25 protein-coding genes are annotated in these 20,644 nt (G+C 45.6%); 13 read left to right on the top strand and 12 right to left on the bottom strand.

Translation table 11 applies throughout. The features are described 5' to 3' along the window. Positions 1-4 precede the first annotated feature (4 nt). From yidD to VST71_10445, 6 genes are all read right to left on the bottom strand, one after another. Positions 5-214, bottom strand: coding sequence for a membrane protein insertion efficiency factor YidD (yidD, locus tag VST71_10420; protein MEC4686131.1), 210 nt, complete (start codon positions 212-214; stop codon positions 5-7). 327 nt (positions 215-541) lie between these two features. Beyond that, positions 542-685, bottom strand: a complete 144-nt coding sequence (rpmH, locus tag VST71_10425) for a 50S ribosomal protein L34 (protein ID MEC4686132.1) — start codon at positions 683-685, stop codon at positions 542-544. A 131-nt stretch (positions 686-816) separates the two neighbouring features. Next, complete coding sequence (locus tag VST71_10430; GenBank protein ID MEC4686133.1) at positions 817-1,491, bottom strand: HAD-IA family hydrolase; 675 nt, start codon at positions 1,489-1,491, stop codon at positions 817-819. A 6-nt stretch (positions 1,492-1,497) separates the two neighbouring features. Continuing rightward, entirely contained in the window at positions 1,498-2,169 is a 672-nt protein-coding gene (locus VST71_10435) for an MgtC/SapB family protein (GenBank protein ID MEC4686134.1), read from the bottom strand. A 58-nt stretch (positions 2,170-2,227) separates the two neighbouring features. Beyond that, the gene (tyrS, locus tag VST71_10440; protein MEC4686135.1) at positions 2,228-3,427 is read right to left on the bottom strand and encodes a tyrosine--tRNA ligase; all 1,200 of its coding nucleotides are present in this window, start codon (positions 3,425-3,427) and stop codon (positions 2,228-2,230) included. 113 nt (positions 3,428-3,540) lie between these two features. Further along, positions 3,541-4,098 carry an HPP family protein gene (locus VST71_10445; protein ID MEC4686136.1) on the bottom strand — a complete coding sequence of 186 codons (558 nt, stop codon included), beginning with the start codon at positions 4,096-4,098 and terminating at the stop codon, positions 3,541-3,543. Positions 4,099-4,327: 229 nt separating this feature from the next. On the opposite strand from VST71_10445, the gene VST71_10450 reads away from it, so the two are divergent. The 3 genes from VST71_10450 (at position 4,328) to VST71_10460 (ending at position 7,337) form a co-directional block, all read left to right on the top strand. Further along, positions 4,328-4,645, top strand: a complete 318-nt coding sequence (locus VST71_10450; protein MEC4686137.1) for a cupin domain-containing protein — start codon at positions 4,328-4,330, stop codon at positions 4,643-4,645. 135 nt (positions 4,646-4,780) lie between these two features. Next, positions 4,781-6,508 (top strand): 2-oxoacid:acceptor oxidoreductase subunit alpha, encoded by a 1,728-nt coding sequence (locus tag VST71_10455; protein ID MEC4686138.1) that lies wholly within the window; start codon positions 4,781-4,783, stop codon positions 6,506-6,508. After that, positions 6,486-7,337, top strand: a complete 852-nt coding sequence (locus VST71_10460; protein ID MEC4686139.1) for a 2-oxoacid:ferredoxin oxidoreductase subunit beta — start codon at positions 6,486-6,488, stop codon at positions 7,335-7,337. Before VST71_10455 ends, VST71_10460 begins: the two co-directional genes overlap by 23 nt. A 2-nt stretch (positions 7,338-7,339) precedes the next feature. Here VST71_10460 and VST71_10465 read toward each other — a convergent pair whose 3' ends face one another. Continuing rightward, positions 7,340-8,023, bottom strand: coding sequence for a hypothetical protein (locus VST71_10465; GenBank protein MEC4686140.1), 684 nt, complete (start codon positions 8,021-8,023; stop codon positions 7,340-7,342). Positions 8,024-8,334: 311 nt separating this feature from the next. Between VST71_10465 and VST71_10470 the strand changes: the two genes are divergently transcribed. The 10 genes from VST71_10470 (at position 8,335) to ilvE (ending at position 16,178) form a co-directional block, all read left to right on the top strand. Beyond that, positions 8,335-8,550: a site-2 protease family protein gene (locus VST71_10470; protein MEC4686141.1), complete on the top strand. Its 216-nt coding sequence runs from the start codon at positions 8,335-8,337 to the stop codon at positions 8,548-8,550. Between the two features lie 432 nt (positions 8,551-8,982). Then, on the top strand, positions 8,983-9,939 hold the full coding sequence (locus VST71_10475) for an NAD(P)-dependent alcohol dehydrogenase (GenBank protein MEC4686142.1): 957 nt from the start codon (positions 8,983-8,985) through the stop codon (positions 9,937-9,939). A gap of 472 nt (positions 9,940-10,411) precedes the next feature. Further along, the gene (locus VST71_10480; GenBank protein ID MEC4686143.1) at positions 10,412-10,948 is read left to right on the top strand and encodes a pyridoxamine 5'-phosphate oxidase family protein; all 537 of its coding nucleotides are present in this window, start codon (positions 10,412-10,414) and stop codon (positions 10,946-10,948) included. Positions 10,949-11,048: 100 nt separating this feature from the next. After that, entirely contained in the window at positions 11,049-11,294 is a 246-nt protein-coding gene (locus VST71_10485; GenBank protein ID MEC4686144.1) for a hypothetical protein, read from the top strand. Between the two features lie 134 nt (positions 11,295-11,428). Next, the gene (locus VST71_10490; protein MEC4686145.1) at positions 11,429-11,719 is read left to right on the top strand and encodes a GIY-YIG nuclease family protein; all 291 of its coding nucleotides are present in this window, start codon (positions 11,429-11,431) and stop codon (positions 11,717-11,719) included. Positions 11,720-12,056: 337 nt separating this feature from the next. Further along, positions 12,057-12,995: an MBL fold metallo-hydrolase gene (locus tag VST71_10495; protein ID MEC4686146.1), complete on the top strand. Its 939-nt coding sequence runs from the start codon at positions 12,057-12,059 to the stop codon at positions 12,993-12,995. Positions 12,996-13,157: 162 nt separating this feature from the next. Beyond that, positions 13,158-13,880: a methyltransferase domain-containing protein gene (locus tag VST71_10500; GenBank protein ID MEC4686147.1), complete on the top strand. Its 723-nt coding sequence runs from the start codon at positions 13,158-13,160 to the stop codon at positions 13,878-13,880. A 98-nt stretch (positions 13,881-13,978) separates the two neighbouring features. Continuing rightward, a complete protein-coding gene (locus tag VST71_10505) occupies positions 13,979-14,251 on the top strand; it encodes a YciI family protein (GenBank protein ID MEC4686148.1) in 273 nt (90 codons plus the stop codon). Positions 14,252-14,253: 2 nt separating this feature from the next. After that, positions 14,254-15,216, top strand: a complete 963-nt coding sequence (locus tag VST71_10510) for an alcohol dehydrogenase catalytic domain-containing protein (GenBank protein MEC4686149.1) — start codon at positions 14,254-14,256, stop codon at positions 15,214-15,216. A 92-nt stretch (positions 15,217-15,308) separates the two neighbouring features. Then, the gene (gene ilvE, locus VST71_10515; protein MEC4686150.1) at positions 15,309-16,178 is read left to right on the top strand and encodes a branched-chain-amino-acid transaminase; all 870 of its coding nucleotides are present in this window, start codon (positions 15,309-15,311) and stop codon (positions 16,176-16,178) included. 62 nt (positions 16,179-16,240) lie between these two features. Here the strand turns inward: ilvE and fdxB are convergent, their stop codons facing one another. From fdxB to nifE, 5 genes are all read right to left on the bottom strand, one after another. Next, the gene (fdxB, locus tag VST71_10520) at positions 16,241-16,519 is read right to left on the bottom strand and encodes a ferredoxin III, nif-specific (GenBank protein MEC4686151.1); all 279 of its coding nucleotides are present in this window, start codon (positions 16,517-16,519) and stop codon (positions 16,241-16,243) included. 74 nt (positions 16,520-16,593) lie between these two features. Beyond that, a complete protein-coding gene (locus VST71_10525; protein ID MEC4686152.1) occupies positions 16,594-17,010 on the bottom strand; it encodes a P-II family nitrogen regulator in 417 nt (138 codons plus the stop codon). Continuing rightward, positions 17,007-17,324: a P-II family nitrogen regulator gene (locus VST71_10530; protein MEC4686153.1), complete on the bottom strand. Its 318-nt coding sequence runs from the start codon at positions 17,322-17,324 to the stop codon at positions 17,007-17,009. The genes VST71_10525 and VST71_10530 overlap by 4 nt, the downstream gene beginning before the upstream one ends. An 89-nt stretch (positions 17,325-17,413) precedes the next feature. Continuing rightward, positions 17,414-17,809 (bottom strand): nitrogen fixation protein NifX, encoded by a 396-nt coding sequence (nifX, locus tag VST71_10535; protein ID MEC4686154.1) that lies wholly within the window; start codon positions 17,807-17,809, stop codon positions 17,414-17,416. 56 nt (positions 17,810-17,865) lie between these two features. Next, on the bottom strand, positions 17,866-20,580 hold the full coding sequence (gene nifE, locus VST71_10540; GenBank protein ID MEC4686155.1) for a nitrogenase iron-molybdenum cofactor biosynthesis protein NifE: 2,715 nt from the start codon (positions 20,578-20,580) through the stop codon (positions 17,866-17,868). Positions 20,581-20,644: the final 64 nt, after the last annotated feature.

Raw genomic sequence — 20,644 nt, forward strand, 5'->3', positions numbered from 1 at the left:
TTACCTATTTTACAGGGTCATATCCACCTGGGTGGAAAGGGTGGCATTTTAATATCCTTTTTGCAGACATAACGCTGCCTCTAAAAGTTCCATACTTGTTAATTGCTTCGATTGAATACTCGGAACAGGTTGGAACGAATCTGCAGCTCTGTGGCAAGACCGGTGAGAGCAACACTTTGTAGCTTTTTATAAGTAAGATAATCGGACTTTTCATTTCAAACGGTTTTTAGCTTCTCAGTCAGGTCCGGCACTATCTCAGATGACTTTGCGGTAACGCATCGCTGCCTGGGAATCAGTATAATGTCATAGCCGTGTAACTTTGAGACTCCTTCTTCCTTTAAGACCAGACAAAGGGCTTGCCTCATTGCTTCCCTGAGCAGCCTCTTTGTCCTGTTTCTGACAACAGCGTTTCCTATCCTTTTACTTACGGCCAGACCTAATCTGATACTGTTCAGGTTATTTGGTAGGGCGTAGAGGATAGTGTGTTTCGATACAATTTTTCGTCCGGATCTGAAGACTTCCTGAAAATCCTTCTTTTTTCTCAGACGGTCAATTTTTTGCGGCCTTTTGCCCTTCTTCTCTTTACAACCTTCCGACCGCTTTTTGTTCTCATCTTTATGAGAAACCCGAGGGACCTTTTTCTTTTGATCCTGTGAGGACGATATGTTGTGTATGCTCCTCCCATCTGTTTTTCCCCTTGTTATTCTTTTTAGTTTGCGTATTAGTTTACGGATACGAAGTATAAAGTTTTAAAGGCACTTATGTCAAGAAAAAGATGCGGCAGGAATCATGAATTTCCTGAAGGTAGACGTTGCCCTACGGCAGGAGTTCCCTGAAATCTCCGACGGCAAGGAAGTTGCCATTATCTCCTGCCTCCTTATCCTTTGAGCTTGCCATTGTCTTCAGTACAATGTATCTGATACCAAACTCCCTGGCTGCCTCAAGGTTTTCCATAACGTCATCAATAAAAACCGTTTTTTCCCTGTCAAAACGCAGCATTTTTTCTGTCCTCCGCCAGAATTCGATGTCCTCCTTGGGACAACCAATTTCTGAAGAGGTAATGACCTTGTCAAAGTATCCGCCTATAGAGGTCTTTCGCAGCTTTATCTTAAGGGTCTTGTAGTGGGCGTTTGTAGCAAGTATGACCTCTTTGTTGGCACTTTTCAGCTCCCTGAGAAAATCCTCAACATGGGGATGTACCTCTATCAGGTGCCTTATCTGCTCTTTAAGCGCAGGGATGTCGAGGTCAAGTTCCCTTGACCAGAAATCAATATCCGTCCAGTTAAGCGTACCCTCGTGGACCTTGTACTTCTTTAACAATTCCTCTTTTGCCCTGCCAAAGGTGATGTTGTGTTTTTCTGCATATTTTTCAGGCACGAGGTGTTCCCAGAAATAGTCATCAAAATATCTGTCCAGGAGGGTGCCGTCCATGTCGAGCAGGACGTGCTTGACCTCGGACCAGAGTGCCTTTTTAAATCTTTTAATATCCATTATTATTTAACCCCTCAGGTAAAACCTCTTGATATAGGTCAATTCAGAAATCTTTTCCAGGATGGCTGAAATAACCTCCTTGTTTTTAAACGTTATGGATAGATGATAGGTCACTTCGTTTTTAGTCCTGTCCATCTCATAGTCTATATTTGCAATATCGGCACCGGCCTCCTTAATGACTTTAACAACATCTTCCTCCTTTGCTTTGGGCTCGGTAGTCAGGGTAAGGATTTTGTATGTCAGTCTCGGAACCTTTACCTCAACCCTCCTGAGAGTCCAGAGCGAGAAGAATGTAATAAGGAATGCAGTCAATGCCGGGACATAAAGACCGCTTCCTACTGCAAGCCCTATAACCGAGACAATCCACAGACAGGCTGCTGTTGTCAGTCCCTGGATGCTTAGCCCTGACTTGATTATAACCCCTGCACCAAGAAATCCGACCCCTGTAATGGCACCTGCTGCTATCCTTGCAGGGTCAATCCTGATTATCTCGGGGTTGAGTGTACTCATGCGATAGAAGTCATCGGAGACAATCATTATTAATACAGATGCGAGGCTCACAATAAGGTGGGTCCTGAAACCTGCAGGCCTGCCATGACTCTGGCGTTCAAATCCAATAATGCCGCCGAGCACGGCACCAAGCAGGAGTCTGAGGATAGTTTCTGTTGGATCAGTCATTGTCATAACGCTTCAGCTACGAACAAACACGGAGTCTCACTAATAAAAGAAACATCCGTTATACTGGTTTAATCTTCAGAAAACGCCTCTTCCCAACCTTTATTATGTATTCACCCTCGGGTAATCTCTCCTGGGGGTCAACAACACGACGGTCATTTATCCATACCCCGCCCTGCTTTATAAGCCTCATGGCCTCACCAGTGCTCTTGCAGAGACCTCCCTCTTTCAGCACCTGCGGCAGCCATATATCCTCATTGTTCCAGGTTACTGCCATTTCCGGGATATCATCCGGCAACTGTTTTTCCTTAAAAACCCTCTCAAACTCCTCCTGTGCCCTGAGGGCCGCATCCATGCCCCAGTAACGTCCTACCAACTCCAGCGCAAGGGCCTCCTTTGCCTTCTTTGGATGAACCGTGCCGTCTTTGATGCCCCTTTTCAGTGCTTCAAATTCTTCTATGCTTATATGGCTCAGTAATTCATAGTATTTGATCATTAATTCGTCTGTGATTGACAGCAGTTTGCCATACATCTCTTTCGGTGGTTCAGATATCCCTATGTAGTTGCCAAGGCTCTTTGACATTTTCTGAACACCGTCTGTGCCCTCCAGCAAAGGCATCATAATAACTACCTGCTCTTCCATGCCCGATTTTTTCTGAAAAGTCCGTCCCAGAAGGAGGTTGAACCGCTGGTCGGTCCCGCCCAATTCAATATCCGCCTTTAAAAACACGGAATCATATGCCTGAAACAGGGGATAATAAAACTCCAGAATGGTTATGTCCTGCTGAGACTCGAACCTCTTTTTAAAATCATCCCTTTCAAGCATCCTCGCCACTGTCTGCATTGCGCCGAGACGTACAATCTCCAGGGCGTTCATCTTTGAAAACCACTCGCTGTTGAATCTTATCTCTGTTCTTTCAGGGTCCAGGATTTTATATACCTGTTCCTTGTAGGTCTCTGCGTTTTTCAAGACCTCTTTTTCCGTTAAGGGTTTTCTTGTCTCGGACTTGCCTGAGGGGTCGCCGATCATCCCGGTAAAGTCCCCGATGAGGAATATCACCTCATGCCCCAATTCCTGCAACTGCCGCATCTTCTCAAGGAGCACCGTGTGACCAAGGTGTATGTCAGGGGCAGTAGGATCAAAGCCCGCCTTGATCCTCAGGGGTCTTCCCTCTCTCAGTTTCCTGAGGAGCTCTTCCTCCTTGATGATCTCTACAGTTCCTCTTTTGATTGTATTGATCTGTTTTTCCGGTGGAATCATGGTCGTTTATTATACTCCAAACGACGCATTTTTCAGAAGGGCTGTCTGTTAATCGGTCAGATAAGACGGATCAGTCAGATAGGACGGATAGCTGCCAACCTGTCAGGCCGGCATCAGACCCAGAAGTGAGGGTATCTGCGGTTTTTGTGTATGTTATTAACCAGGAGTGCAACAATTAACATGATAACCGCTCCAAGTCCAACGGGTACAATAGCATATAAATAACCCAGGCTGTGGATTTTGTTACTGCCTATTACTGCGATTAGTGAGGTTGCACCACCCGGTGGATGTAATGTCTTTGTGGCGTGCATAACGGCTATGGATGTGGCAACGGCCAGAGAGGATGCCAGCCACATTTGAGAAGGGAAAAGCTTGTAACAGGTAACCCCTATAATTGCCGAGATTATGTGTCCACCTATGAGGTTTCTTGGCTGAGCCAGCGGGCTTTTAATGGCACCGTATAGCAGAACTGCAGATGCTCCGAAAGAGCCTATCACCATTACAAGGTCAGTATCTTCAAGAATGTTGTAATTAGCGTAGGATACAGCGGCAATACCAAGGAATGCACCAATCCATGACCAGGCAATTTCAGAAAGACTTACCACTGGCGGGCTTTTGGTTGTTCCTTTCATTTTTGATAAATAACTGTATTTGATCTGAGTGTCTTTCATTGTTTTATCCCTTTTAAGAGTATCTGCTTAATTGGTTGTACCTGCATACTGTATAATATGCTTATTGCTGGCAGAAAATGTATGATTTGAATCATATCTCCGGATAAGACTTGTTTTTTTTACTCAGGGGATGATTTATCTCATGGACTCTCTGTATGTTCTGGTGTAAGATAGTAATCAGGAGAGCATTCTTGTTCACTATGTGTATTAACAAAAAAAGGAGGAAGCAATGGCCGAGGTATTGAATTTAAAGGAACTTATCAAATTCTATCCTGACAAGATTTCAAGAGAGATGCTTGCAGACACCCCGGAGATGAGGGTGGCCCTAATGTGTCTGGAGCCGGGGCAGGAATTAAAACCGCATAAGGCTCCACTGAGACTCATGATGTACTGTGTTGAGGGCAGGGGGGTATTCACAGTTGGTGATGAGGAGATTGAGGCTGACGAAAAGACGGCTATTCTCTGCGACCCGATGGTGCCGCACGGTTTTAAGGCCTCAAAGGGCGAGAGGCTTGTTGTTATGGCAGTGATTACGCCTGTAGAGTAACCACTTTCAAATTCTATACCCTTGCCCCTTTCTGATTTCTATTGCCCAAAAGAACAAGAGGTGATATACTGTTAAATAGTTCTTCTCACCGTGGAGGGAAGCCTGAAAACTTGGTTATAAGCGGGGGCAAAATTTGTGGATTACACGATCAGGATAGGGGGAGAGGCAGGGCAGGGGCTTCAGACAATAGGCGGAGTGCTTGCAAAGGTCTTCGCCCGCTCAGGACTCCATGTCTTTACTCATCAGGACTATATGTCCCGCATACGCGGAGGGCATAATTTCTACCAGATACGCCTCTCCGACAGAGAGGTCATGTCTTCGAGAGAAAAGGTTGATATCCTTATTGCCCTTGACCTCAACACTATTTCGATCCACAGGGGATCCCTCAGTGAAGAGGGGATAATTATTTATGATGCAGCCTTTATAAAAAAGGGCTTTGATTCCCCGGAGTTTTTAAACATACCATTTGAGGCGATTGCTGTTGAGGCCGGGGGCAACAGGATTATGGCAAATACAGTGGCAACCGGTGCGGTGCTGGGAATACTCGGCATGGACCTGAACATTTTTGAAGATATTATCCGTGAAAGGTTCAGTAAAAAGGGAGAAGAGATTGCCGGGAAAAACATTGCCTCGGCAAGGGCGGGCTTTGACCATGCCGTAAAAGTTTGCACCAGGTGTGATTTTGCCGTTCCTGAGCCTGGGGGAACACCCCTTATGCTCATCAATGGCAATGAGGCAACAGGCCTTGGTGCACTTATGAGCGGATGCAGGTTTTATGCAGCATATCCCATGACCCCGTCAACCGGCATTATGATCTTCCTTGCCTCAAAGGCCAAAGAATATGGAATAGTCATAGAGCAGGCAGAGGACGAGATATCTGCAATAAATATGGCACTGGGCGCTTCTTTTGCCGGCACAAGGGCAATGACAGGCAGTTCAGGCGGTGGATTTGCCTTGATGGTTGAAGGGCTCTCACTTGCTGCAATGACAGAGACCCCGATTGTAATCGCAGAGGTGCAGAGGCCGGGACCGGCAACCGGCCTGCCCACAAGGACCGAGCAGGCTGACCTCCTCTTTGTCCTCCATGCCGGGCATGGCGAGTTTGCAAGGGTTGTCCTTGCACCGGGTACGCCGGAGCAGGCTTTTTACCTCACAAACAAGGCCTTTGACCTGGCAGAGAAGTACCAGATTCCCGTATTTATCCTCTCAGATCAGCACCTTGCCGATAGTGAATGGACTTTCAGGGGGTTGGATACCGGCAGGTTAAGGCATAATGACTACAAGTTGAGGAGCGAAGCTCTTGAAAGCATCTCTGTTTATAAACGCCATAGACTGACGGAGAACGGGATATCTCCGATGGCTGTGCCGGGAGAGTCAGGGCACCTGATAGTGACGGACAGTGATGAGCATGATGAAGAGGGGCATATGATAGAAGATGCTGAAACAAGGATAAAGATGACGCAAAAGAGGTTGTTGAAGAAGCTGCCCCTCATCAGGCAGGAGATCGAGCCACCGCTTCTGTATGGCAGCGAGCGTCCGGATATAGTGATTGCTGGTTGGGGTTCAACATACGGGGTGATGAAAGAGGCTGTTGACGTGTTTTCAGGGGATTATGCAATTGCAATGCTTCATTTCAGCGAACTTTACCCGTTTCCATCAACTGAAAAATTTGATTACCTGAGTGTCCTTGGCAATGCAAGGCTCAGCCTCTGTATAGAGAACAATGCCACCGGGCAGTTTTCGCGCCTTATGAGGGCGGAAACAGGATACAAATTTGATGCAGGGATTAACAAATACGACGGCAGGCCCTTTACACTGGAAGGCCTTTCAGGAGAATTGGATGCCCACATTTCAAAGTTATGAGGGACAGACACCTGCATGGTGTCCCGGATGCGGCAATTTCCCCATCTTAAAGACCCTCAAGGAAGCCCTTGCAGAGCTTGAGATTGAGCCGCACCAGCTTACCGTTGTGTCCGGGATTGGACAGGCTGCCAAGCTCCCCCACTACATGAAGTGCAATACCTTCAACGGCCTTCACGGAAGGACCCTGCCTGTTGCAACAGGAATAAGGCTTGCAAATCATGAGATGCCTGTTATTGCCGTTGCCGGAGACGGGGACTGCTATGGGGAAGGGGGCAACCACCTGCTGCACGCAATCAGGAGAAACATAAATGTAAAACTCTTTGTTCATGATAATCAGGTATATGGACTGACAAAGGGGCAGGCATCACCAACAACCATGGAGGGGGTGGTTACAAAGACCCAGCCCTTTGGCAGCCTGTCAGAGGCATTGAATCCCATGGCAATGGCTGTTGCCCTTGATTGCAGCTTTGTGGCGAGGGGATTTGCAGGTGATGCGGAGTTCCTCAAGGGGCTTATGAAAGAGGCCCTTAATCATAAAGGGTTTGCCCTGCTTGATATACTTCAACCGTGTGTGACCTTCAATAAGGTCAATACATACCAGTGGTATAGCGGGAGGGTCTACCGCATAGGTGACGATCATGACCCCTTTGACAGGATAGAGGCATTTAAAAAGGCCCTTGAGTGGGGAGAAAAGATACCCACCGGGATTATTTACAGAAACAGCAGGCCAACCCTTGAAGAAAGAATTCCCGTTATTAAGGATACTCCTCTCATTAAACAGCGATTCTCTTTCAAAGAAGCTGAAAAGGAGATTCAGGGTTTTTATTAAGTTCAGATAAACCCTATTTTCCTTGATGTTTCTTTTTTCATCAGGTCTGTCACAAGCACTGATGCTGTTGCAAGTATACCTGCGGTGACCACCTCAAGGATTTTTGTGCGTATTCCCGGGGAACTACTTGCGCTGAGGATACCTTCTGTAATTGCATACGCAATAAGGCCTCCCCCCAGTAACAGGAGCCCATATAACACCCTGCGCCTGCTTCCCCTTTTCTTTTTGTTGAGATACAGGTTGATACATCCCACAAATCCGAGAATTGCACCGTTATAACCAAAGCTGAATCGGCTTGTTTTCTCGAGCTCGGAGGACTCGACCGAACCAGAAACATAGAGTATCATGTACCCGATGAAGAGGAGGACAGGGAATATCTTGTAGTCTATTCTGGTCTCAATCTTGTAGGTAAGGATGCTGATACCGAAATGAAACAGGAATATGTTGGAAATAACGGCAAACATAATCCTTGAGTTATCGGCAAGGGTTGATATATATAATGGGGTGTCGGCAAAGAACCATCCGTATGAAGCTATGGAGGCCCCGGCCTTCATAATGGCAAAAACTGTAAGTGCCCAGAAGATGTTCTTCAGGTGTGCATCAGTTGCCCCGCGGCTCTTTTTTATAAGCACAAGGGACATAAACAAAAAAAGGGCGATATATATACCGTGGAGAATATTTATCAATTTATCACATATGGATGCTTATAGATTAATATCCGGCAGGTTTGCCCCCCCTACCACTCCCCCCAATTAATTCTATTATTGCATAACGTTAAAACATTTGCAACATGCACGCCTCGTTTGTCCCCTTGCCGGCATTGCTTCATAATTAAACAGGCTTAAACTTTGCCCCGAGCTAATTCCAGGGAGGTTCTGGTGGAAGATATTATTGATGTCGTCAGGCTGATTAAGAACGGAGTTACAGAGGCATTCTCAATCCTTGTAGAAAAACACCCCGGACTGAGTTTTCAATAGGTTTTCCTTTCAGCCCGAAAATACTTACACTCTTCAGGCATCAGGAGACGGAATTTACCCTGCGGCTGCTCCCTCTTGGCGGCTTCGTGAGTTTCTCTGAAGGAGAAGACGGCGAGGCAAAGGAATTGTTTGAGGCTTCCTGGTTTAAACGTGCACTAATAATGTCAGCAGGATCACTGTTTATTATCCTTAGCCTTATTGTAACCTACAGAGATATTGTCAGGATTGTAGCCTGAGGCACCCTGATGTTCGAGACGACCGGGGAGATAAAGAACTATTTTGAACTTGCGGAAAGGATGATTTCAGCGCAGCATGAGCTGTTTTGAATGACAGTGATGAAAGAACTCGAAAGTATCCGCAGACTTGTAGGACAAATCGATAAAGAGCAGCTCCGTTATGTAGACTGTTTCATTGGTACGGATATCGGTCTGTTCATGCCTGCGGGAGGGGCGTGTTTTTATGCACTGACACCTCTACACAGCCATCCCTCTTATATGTTTATCCTGCCATTTAACGACCGGACAAGTTTACGGATGGAAAAACAATAACAGCGATACCCGGCCTGAAGAAAGGTCTGATTCCTAAAAACATGGCAAGATATCGAAAAACTGATTCCCGCTTTCATGTTAAAATGCCTGTACTTTGAATACAAGGAGTCAGACATCATTATGAAAGCTATAGTTATTAACAGATATGGAAGTGCAGAGGTATTGGAATACAAAGAAGTTCCGTTACCACAAGTTAAACCCTCTCATCTGCTTGTCAGAATACATGCTACTTCGGTTAATCCTGTTGACTTCAAAATTCGAAGAGGAGAATTAAAGTTATTTACCGGGATTATAAAGCCCTGGGTAAAGATATTGGGTTTTGATATTGCCGGAGAAGTAGTTGAGGTTGGTAAACGTGTAGAAAAATTCAGGAAAGGTGATCAGGTCTATGCATTAATAGGCATAAGGGACGGGGGAGCTTATGCTGAATATACTTCCGTACCTGAAAGGTCTGCGGCCATAAAACCTGCCAATATGTCATTTGAAGAAGCAGCGGCTGTTCCTTTGGCATCGCTTACAGCGTTGCAGGCACTCAGGGATAAGGGAAAAGTCTCTGCAGGGGAAAAAGTGCTCATTAATGGCGCCTCCGGAGGAGTTGGAACTTTTGCTGTCCAGATCGCCAAGGCATTAGGCGCAGTTGTTACCGGGGTATGCAGTTCTAAAAATATAGAGTTGGTTCAATCTCTGGGTGCAGATAACGTGATTGATTACACAAAAAAGAATTTTACAGAAGATTCTCGGACATACGATATTATTTATGATGTAGTTGCAAACAAATCATTCGCAACATGCAAAAAAGTCCTGACCCCAAATGGAATTTATATCACAACTGTACCTGGTCCAAAGACTATTCTTCAAAAACTCCTGACGTCCTTATTGCCAGGCAGAAAGGCGACATATATTATGGTAAAGGCAAACAGCAAGGACCTTGATTTCATTAAAGACCTTATTGAAGCAGGTAAGATAAGAGCCATAATTGATAAAACCTTTCCGTTATCTCAAGTTGCTGCTGCGCATAAATACTGTGAGGCAGGCCATAGCAGAGGGAAAAATGTCGTAACAACCCGAATCCTGTGATTAAGGTAGTGTTAGGAGTGATATGATAGACCCTTCACTCATTCTCGTCCCGGCATCCGGCCAGGACTCCGATCCCGAAATACTTCGGGAATCCAGGTGAGTCTTATGTAAAACTGGAAACCGTTCAGAGTCTATCATATCACTCCTTCCTTTGTTCATGGCTTTTTATCGTTGCATCCTGTTTTTTCTTGACATTGAAATCTGATCTGTTTTATGCTTGAGCCATGTATAACAAAAATCTAATATTAGTAAAGCAGCTTCTTAAAGCGGTATGGCATATAGATGCCATGGCTGAAGGGGGTTTTTATTAGTTGGTAGCAGGTTAAATCTAAAAAAAACTCAAAGGCCACGGCATTTATTTCCGTGGCCTTTTTTATTATAGAGATATTTTATAAAACCAGGATCCGGAGATTAACGGTTGTTGGAGAATAACATCATTTGTTAACTATCTTAGACCAGGAAAGGAGACATTATGCGTAAGAGTAAAAAAGAGATACGGGACAAAAACGTTATTATTGAACTACTGAATACCTGCCATGCCGGCAGGCTTGGGACTATCGGCAAAGACGGCTATCCAATGGTCAAGCCGCTCAACTTTGCATATCACGAAGGAAAGCTATATTTTCATAGTGCAAAAGAGGGAGAAAAGATTGACGACATAAGGAGAGACAGCCGGGTCTGTTTTGAAGTGGACGAGCCATTAGCCTATGTAAAGGCAAAGAATCAACCCTGCGAGGCTGGATATCTTTACAGGAGCGTTATCATAAAAGGCAAGGCCCATATTATTGAAGACAGAGAAGAAAAACTGTTTGCACTGAGATGCCTTATGGAAAAATATCAGCCGCAGGGCAATTATGGTGGATTTCTTGAAAAGAAGCTGGTATTAATCGTGGTTGTCAGAATAGATATAGAGGAGATGACAGGCAAGGAAGACCTCGGCAAAGACAGTCACAAGGATGCCGTGCTGAAGGCATTGAGAGAGGGGGGGGACAGTACCCATAGTTCTTGAATAGAAAAGTCAGAATCTGTGGAATGTCATTCCGATGACTTTTTTGTGTTCTGTCACCCTGAAGTTGTTTCAGGGTCTCAAAAGAGGCTGGAACAGAGAGATGCTGAATCAAGTTCAGCATGACAGTGACGGAGCGGTTATGCCGGATGGAGCTTTGTGTTCTGTCACCCTGAAGTTGTTTCAGGGTCTCAAAAGAGGCCGAAAGGGAGAGATGCTGAATCAAGTTCAGCATGACAGTGACGGGAGCGTTTATACCGGATGGAGCTTTGTGTTTTGTCACCCTGAACTTGTTTCAGGGTCTCAAAAGAGGCTGCAACAGAGAGATGCTGAATCAAGTTCAGCATGACAGCGATGGAGCGTTTATACCGGATGGAGCTTTGTGTTTTGTCACCCTGAACTTGTTTCAGGGTCTCAAAAGAGGCCGAAAGGGAGAGATGCTGAATCAAGTTCAGCATGACAGCTGAAGAGGCAGGTTTTTAGATGAAAGATAAGCAATACCACGTCTATATTCTTACGAACAAATCAAATAGTGTTTTTTATATAGGTGTAACAAACGATCTGTCACGCAGAATGTTTGAACACAAAAATAAGATCGTGGAAGGATTTACAAAAAAGTATAAACTCAAGAAACTTGTCTATTATGAGGTAACAAACGATGTGGAAAGTGCTATAAGTAGAGAAAAACAACTAAAGAACTGGCACAGGAAATGGAAGATAGATTTAATAACCCAGCTTAATCCTGATTGGATAGATTTAAGCGAGGAATTCTGAGACCGAAACGGTGAGATGCTGAATCAAGTTCAGCATGACAGCTATGGAGGTGTTATTCCATCTGGTGATTTCTGGTTTGTCATTCTGAACTTGTTTCAGAATCTCAAAAATGGTGACGCAGTCTATTCGAATTGCCACTCCTGAAAAAGTTCAGAGCCTGCCCTGAATTTAGTTCAGGGGTAACAAAACAAGGGTTCATGCAACAATCTCTTAAGTGGTAGACTTTGACGAATATGTCTCTCTGTATAGTTGACGGATTAATATCAATACGTTGGCAACATCATGAAGCAATTGTCGAGTATGTTGAACACACTTGCTAAAATAAGAGGAGGTCAAAATGAAGAGGGCTATTTTAAGAAGGGGATTTATTTTTCTGTGGGTTTTGGTGCTTACATCTTTCAGTTCTGTTGCGTTCAGTCAGGATATAACTGCCCGGGAGGGACTGACAAGGATAACGGATAATGTTTATTCCTATGTTGGTGTCAAAGACGATTCTCCATCAAACAGCTTTGGTGCAAATGCAGGGATTGTTATCGGAAAAGACGGGATTGTTGTTATTGACACCCTGGTCTCTTCAAAAGAGGCAAAGAGGTTTATCAAAGATATAAGGTCGGTTTCAGACAAACCCATCAAGTATGTCGTCAACACCCATTATCACCTCGACCATACATTTGGCAATTCAGAGTTTGTAAAAACCTGGGCAACAATTATCTCTTCTATAAACTGCAGGAATAATCTGAAAAACAGGGGTGAGGGTGCTCTTACGAACGCAAAAGACTACGGACTTACAGAAGAGGATATGCAGGGAACAGAGATCGCCATTCCTTCCCTGACCTTTGAAAAGACAATGGAGATATATCTGGGTAATCAAAAAATAGAATTGATTTACGCCGGTCCATCCCATACAGACGGAAGCATTATGGTCTATCTGCCCAAGGAAAAGGTACTGTTTACCGGGGATATATTGTTTACAGATTACCATCCGTTTATGGCAGATGGAGATATCGAAGGCTGGGTAAAGGTGCTTGACTACATTATTGCGCTTGATGTGGAGACCATAATCCCCGGACACGGGCCGGTTTCGAGCAAAAAGGATATTAAGGATATGAAAGATTACATTATTGCCTTTGATAAAAAGGCAAAGGAACTTGCGGCAAAATCAGATGATGTTGAGTACATCACATCCGAGATCAAAAAGGCACTGCCTGCGAGGTCTCTGGGAGATAATCTTATTCCCGCCAATATTCAGATGAAATATCTGAAGGGGAAAAAATAACTTCACAAAATAAGCCACAGAGGGCACAGAGAAGAAGATAAGTGCGAATAGAGATGCTGAATCAAGTTCAGCATGACAATAATCAAGTTCAGGGTGGCTCTTTTAATGAAGACGACTTCCTTCATAGAGTTTATACACAGACTCTAATCCGGGGATAAAAAGATGACGGAATTCAATAGATCAAGATGGGCAAAGGCTGATTTTTCACAGGAGTATAGAGAGAAAGCGGATATCTATATCGTTGAGCGAAGGCGGATGTTCGGGATAATGAAGTCATTCTACCGGCACTTCCCCGGCAGCAGACAAAACAATATGCTTCTCGATCTGGGCTGTGGAGACGGAATTGTCACACATGAACTCCTGTCTGTGGATGAGTCAATATCGGCAACACTGATAGACGGCTCCGTTGATATGCTCAATAAGGCAAGGGAACGCCTGAAGGGATTCAAAAATATCAATTATATTCAGGCAAGCTTTCAGGAGATGCTCGAAAAAGAGATTCCGGAGCAGGACTTTGATTTCATCGTCTCAGCCCTTGCCATACATCATCTGACAATGAATGAGAAGAGAGACTTTTTCAGGTTAATTTATTCACACCTGAAGGCCGGCGGATACTTTATGAACATTGATGTCATACTCGCACCAACGGAAACACTTGATCAGTGGTATATGAAATTATGGGAGGAGTGGATGGATGAAAGAAAGGCCACTCCTGGCATGGAAGGCAACTACTTTGATGATATTACAAGGAGATACAAGGAAGCAGATGAGAATAAACCTGACACCCTGAACGAACAGTTGGATACCCTGAGAAAGCTTGGATTTAAGAACGTTGATTGCTATTATAAATACGGAATCTTTGCGATTTATGGCGGAAGAAACTGACATCATCCACAGATTACACAGATTTATCAGAAAAGATACAAAATTTTTTAATCTTTCCTGTTCGCTCAATCTGTGGACAAAAAGACTAAGGAGGGCACATGTACTTTATGACAATCAACAGGATCAAACCCGGAGTTAATCCGGAAGAAATCGGAAAGGTCATTCCGCAGCATATTCAATGGATCAAGGAACAGATTGGCAGAGGAATAATTGTTCAGGCCGGTAAATGGGGCGATTCAGGCGGGATGGCTATCTCTAAAGCAGACAGTATTGCTGAAGCTGAGAAGATATCCGGTGAAGACCCGCTGGTTAAATCAGGATTGGTCACTCTTGAAACAGAGAGGTTTTATCCGAATGTGGAGATCGGGTAATCATGAAGGCGGTCTTTTTTGATAACAAACTGGAGTTTGTTGAAGACTACCCTGTGCCTGAACCAGCAGAAGACGAGGCGCTTATCAGGGTAAGCCGGGCCGGAATCTGCAACACTGACCTTGAAATCAGGAAGGGCTACAGTGGGTTTAAAGGAATAATCGGACATGAGTTTGTGGGTGTGGTGGAGAAGATAAACGGCAAAGACCGGGGATTAACCGGCAGGCGGGTTGTCGGTGAAATCAACTGTGGATGCGGCCTTTGCAGCTATTGCTTGAGGGGACTGAAAAACCACTGTCCAAACAGAAAAGTCCTTGGGATCCTCAACAAGGACGGGGCTATGGCTGAATATATTACCCTTCCCGCAAAGAACCTGCTTAAAGTTCCGGAAAACATTACCGCCGAAGAGGCGGTCTTTACAGAACCCCTGGCTGCTGCATTTGAAATCACACAGGGAGTCCACATCAAACCCACTGACAAAATCCTTGTCATGGGGGATGGAAAGCTCGGCCTGCTCTGCTGTCTTGTCCTCAACCTCCTTCAGGCAGACCTGTCCCTCGTTGGAAAGCATGAAGATAAACTCAGGATTGCAAGAGGGCAGAACGTAAAGACCATTCTTCTTGATAATCTGGAGATGGAAAAGAGTTACGACACTGTTGTCGAGTCAACCGGCTCAGCCGATGGTTTTGAGATGGCCCTGAAACTGGTAAAACCCGGGGGAACTGTTGTTTTAAAGAGCACGGTTGCAGAAGGCAGGGAGATGAACCTTGCGCCTTTGGTAATTGATGAGATAACGGTTGTGGGCTCAAGGTGCGGTCCATTTAAACCTGCGCTGCGGGCACTGGAGAGGAAAAGCATTGATGTAAGGCCACTCATTACAGGGATATTTCCCTTTGAGAGGGCAAAAGGGGCATTTGAAAAAGCAGAAGAAAAAGGTTCTCTCAAGGTCATCATCGATTTCAGGTAAAAAGCAGTCTGTGCAACAAAGTTCGGAAGTAGGGGACAAACCTGAACAAATGTCTTGACAAAAATATTTCCTTCTTATATTATTCAGTTCTTATGAAAATATATATTGACGGTAAATACTATGACAAGGCTAATGCGAAGATATCGGTCTTTGACCATGGACTTCTCTATGGAGATGGTGTTTTCGAGGGCTTACGGATTTACAGCGGTAAGGTCTTCAGGCTCAGAGAGCATATCGAGAGACTTTATCAGAGTGCAAAGGCGATCCTGCTTGAAATACCAATGAGCATTGAAGAGATGCAGGAGGCGGTACTAAAGACCGTTGAGATAAACCGGAAGGAAAACGGATATATCCGTCTCATTGTCACAAGGGGAGAGGGGCCTCTCGGCATTGACCCGTCGGCATGCGAAAGGGCCATGGTGATAATCATTGTTGCCGACATCCAGTTATATCCTGCGGAATATTACGAGGATGGAATCGAGATAATCACTGCTTCATCCCGACGCATACCCTCGGACAGTCTTGACCCCAGGATAAAGTCATTAAACTACCTCAACAATATTATGGCAAAGATCGAGGCGGAACAGGCCGGCTGCCTTGAGGCCGTTATGCTTAACAGGGAAGGATCTGTGGCGGAATGCACAGGAGACAATATCTTTATTATGAAAGACTCCGAGCTCCTTACCCCTGCCCCCTGTCATGGTGCCCTTGACGGTATCACCAGGAAGACGGTGATGGAGATAGCTGAAACCCTCGGCATCACAAGTCGTGAAACAACCCTCACCCGTTATGACCTGTATAACGCAGAGGAATGCTTTATGACGGGTACCGGGGCTGAAATTATTGCCGTCATAAAGATTGACGGCAGGGTTATAGGCAACGGAACTCCGGGAAGGGTAACCCGGATGCTGACAAAGAGATTTAAACAGAAGATATTAGAGCAGCATGGCCAAATAGTCTGAACGTAACCACAGGAACAGTGAATCACTGTTCCTGTGGTCTCCTCAACGTATTTTCAGATTAATCATATCTCCACATGTACATGGCATTTCTTTGTGCATATCTTGGAGCATGCCGCGCAGCCGATACAGTCATCCGGATTTGCAACAGACATTACCTTGTTCCCCATATCGTCTCCATAGTCATCATCACCCTCAAAGGGTTTTTCAATGAGCTCAAGGACATCCCTGCTACAAACCTTATAGCAGCGTCCGCAACCCAGACACTTTTCAACATCAATTGATTCGATAAACCTCGGGGTCCACGGCGTGCCACCCCTTGTTAAACAATTTGCCTGTGCCATAAATCTTCTCCTTTCCTAAAAAGCATTAAAAAATAAAAGGCTTAATCAGCCTGCAAGTAATTATACTTAAAAATTTAAGCTATTGCCTCTCCATCCGTCTCGCCTGTCCTTATCCTCACAGCACCGCCTATCGGTGCAACAAATATCTTTCCATCCCCGTGCTTGCCCGTATAGCCAACCTTGATTATTGATTTAACGATCTTGGTGACCACATCATCGGGCACCACTATTGTAAGCATCCTCTTGGGTACGTAAAGGGCCACCTTCGGCAGTGTATGCTCGAGGGCATAAGTAGAAGGTGTGGGTTTCAGTTTAGCCGCAGTACAGTAGCTCTCCGGCATCTCCGAGTCCATCTCTGCACACATGGCCCCTTTCTGCTTACCCCTTCCATCAACGCTCTGAATCGTAAGTGATGGATATCCGAGATCCTCGAGAACCTGCTTGATTTCGGGGACCTTGTCTCTCCGGATAATTGCAACAATCTCTTTCATAGGCCTTCCTCCCCGGTCCTGACGGTATAGGCAGTATCCACCGGGCTGACAAATATCTTACCATCACCGATAAATCCTGTCTTCGCCTTTTCCTGTATCAATCTTACCACCTTCTTTTCGTCCTCCTCATCAACAACTATCAAGAGCAGTGTCTTTGGAAGTTCATCGTAATGCACAGGACCTACCTGAAGTCCCTTCTGCTTCCCCCTTCCAAATACCGGCATCTTTGTAACGGATGGAAACCCCGCTCCTTCTAATGCCAAGACCACTTCCTGCTCCTTTTCCGGTCTTATAAACGCCCTGATCATCTTCATCTTTTTTTCCTCCTTGGTTATTGTTTGGTGTTTTGTTTCAGGAGCAGCAGTATAAACCGATACGCTGCCGCCCTGTATACTCTTGTTCTTCAGTCACTGTTCAACGCTTTTTTAAGCCACGGCGGTGGAGATGCTTTCACGGTCTCAAGGAGTTTTTTCAGGGCATCCTCAATGGCAATCACCTCTTTAACCTTTACGGGCATTATGCCCTTTCTGGCAAGCCTTGCGGCTGATGGACCCCCGATATCCGTAAGGTATATAATCTTGCAGTCCGCAAGCTTTTCCACTTTACTCTGTACCTTGTCCTCGTGTATCTGTCCCTTTCCCTTTGTCTCCTCTATCTCTACATCCCTGCCCTCGGCAAACTTCCTCATCTCGATGAATTGATAAGCATCTCTTGTCAGTTCATATATGGCAAACTTACCAGCCCTGCCAAAATGCTCGTCAACATTTACACCGTCTGTTGTTGCAAATGCTATCTTCATCACCGGCCTCCTTTACTTTAATTAATCAAGATACTAACTTTAAATCGACCAACCCGTTATAAATCATCCTGAAACAGCAGATTTGCCATCTCGTTAATCATCACAAGCGTCCCTCTATACCCTATGGCAATCCTTGAATTATTCCCCAAAACCTTATACACGGGAAACCCCGTCTGATACAACGGCACACCAAGCCTCTTTGCTGTATCCGCTCCATGAGAACCTGCAATCAAAAGGTCGAAATCACCGTCTATTGAAAAAAAGTCGCCAACAAGGACATTCCCTGCATAAATTCTCCCTGCAGATTCCGTACGGGACGGAACAACCGAAAGTCCAACTTCAGCACCCATCTCACTGAGCACCCTTGAGACCTGGACCGACAAATCAGCCTCCAGGGCCATACAGACCCTTTTGCTGCCAAAATAGAAATGAGCATCCCTCATTCCGTCAATCAGCACCCTTCTCTGCCTTTCGTATTTAGGAGGCACCTGCCTGCCACTCAGGGCTGAAAGCGTCTCCATGAATGCATCCACTCCCTGAAGACCGTAAATACTCTCAAACATGGTGTATTCAATGCCAAAACTCTCTTTCAAAAGCCTTGCCGGCCCTTCCATGCTCATCCCTATCGCTATGGTAAATCCGGCACTGCCCATCGTCTCAATCTCACTCATCTTAGTACCACCGGAGGAGAGTGTCGAGAACTCCTGTCTGCTCCCGTCAAGTGCGGAAAGGTCAGGCAGGATAACCGGGGTCAAGCCAAAAGATTCTATCATCTCACGCAACTCTGTAAAGTCAGCAGGAGTCAGGTGCGAGCCAACAAGGACATTTACTTTATAATTTCCGCTTAAGCGTCCGGCATCAGGAAAGCCTGCAAGGTCTTTTACTTCTGCCTCCAGCCTTCTGCCTTCAGCCTTCCGTCTTCCAACTACAGACTCAATGACTGCCTCTACCGCCTTTGCATATCCCGTCTCCAGACCGCCTTCATAATCAGGAGTGGAAACATAGACAATTTGCCGTTTACCATTTTCCATTTTCCATTTTTTTATCGTCCCTGCCACATCGTCGCCCTTGACCTCTGAAAGTCCTGTGGTAAGGACACCTATCAGGTCCGGCTGCTGTTTTTCGATAACCCCTTCAACAACTGTGGTCAGGTTTTCCTCACTACCCATTACAACATCCTCTGTAAAGAGTTTTGTGCTCATCAGTGCAATAGGCTCTCTGAAGTGTTTTGTTATAAGCACTTTTGCAAGGAAATTACAGCCCTGCGCCCCATGAATAACCGGGAGTGTCCTGTCTATCCCCTGCAGGGCAATTGCAGCCCCTATGGACTGGGAGTGTTTTAAAGGGTTTATCAACACATCCCTGTCGCTTCTGGTTTTTAAGGGAACAGATACAGTTTGCCCGCTGATTTCCGACCCGCAAACCTCTTTACCATTGAAAAATCTGACACTGTTACTTATCTGCTCTGCAAGGTTTACAAGCCCGTCATATCCGGCATAGGCGATGTGTCTCTCCTGATTCACATCCACAAAAGGGAACCCCTCTTTCATGGCAAGATAGAGGTTACGACCACCTGCAACAAGCATATCCGCCGCCCTCTCCTTCATAAGCTTCCTCAGGTTTGCCGGAGTAACATCCTCAATAAGAGGGGCATCCTTGCCAAGTATGGCCTTCATCTTCTCCTCATCCTCAACCGTGCTCTTTTTAGTACCCACTGCAACTATCTCTATCCCGAGATCCTGAAGGGCAGAGATAAAAGACCAGCTCTTGACTCCACCCGTATAGAGCACGGCCTTCATGCCCCGCAGATGAGCATATTTTTTCAGTTTTTCTCCAAGCCCGGTCTCTTCACTTTCAATCACTTTATCGATCTTCTGTGCCAGGTCAAAATCACTCCATGCGTTTAAACGACTTGAACGGCCGGAGCTATTTGAACGGCTGAAACCGCTTCCAATCCCTCTCAACGCCTTTGCCATCTCGGTTTTGCCAAAAAAGGAGACCTCAACATAAGGTATCCCGTACTTCTTCTCCATCTCCTTGGCAACATTCACGAGGGCCCGGCTGCAGACCACTACATTCAGGTCTGCGCTGTGTGCATAGGTTATCTCTTCAAACGTTGCATCCCCTGTAATCCTGGACATGATCCTTACGCCTGCCTTCCTTAGCACAGGCTCAATAAGCCACAGGTCACCTGCAATGTTATACTCCCCGATAAGGTTTATAAATCCCCCCCTGGCGGAGAGGTTGTCAGGGGGCTCACCTGTACCTATTACAGAATCAAGCAATACCTCACCCGCTATCCTGTTTCCAAGGTTTTTAGGTCCCACAAACCCCGGGGCATTAACGGGTATGACCCTTATGCCGCAAGCATCCTCTGCCTTCCTGCAGATAGCATCCAGGTCCTCTCCGATAAGACCGCTTACACACGTGGAGTAAACAAAGATCGCCTTCGGGTGTACGGACCTGTACGTCTGGACAATGGCATTGAAGAGCCTGGTCTCAGAACCGTAGACAATGTCTATCTCGTCAATATCAGTTGTAAAACCCAGCTTATACAGTTCACCCTGAGATGATAACGTGCCCCTGCCTTCCCAGGTGTTTCCGCAACACGCTATGGGACCGTGAACAAGATGTGCCGTGTCGGCAATGGGCTGAAGCACTATCATTGCCCCGTCAAAGGCACAAGACTCTCCGCCACGGCTCCTGCAGAGTTTTTCCTTTTTCTCCACGCCGCAGCCACTCTCTAAAAGTTTATCAGTCCCGGTTAACATTTAATATCTTCCTTGTGTATTTTCAGGGTCTTAAAATCTTTTTTTTTGTCACCCTGAATTTATT

This window comes from Nitrospirota bacterium, assembly GCA_035873375.1.
Taxonomy (GTDB): domain Bacteria; phylum Nitrospirota; class Thermodesulfovibrionia; order Thermodesulfovibrionales; family JdFR-85; genus BMS3Bbin07.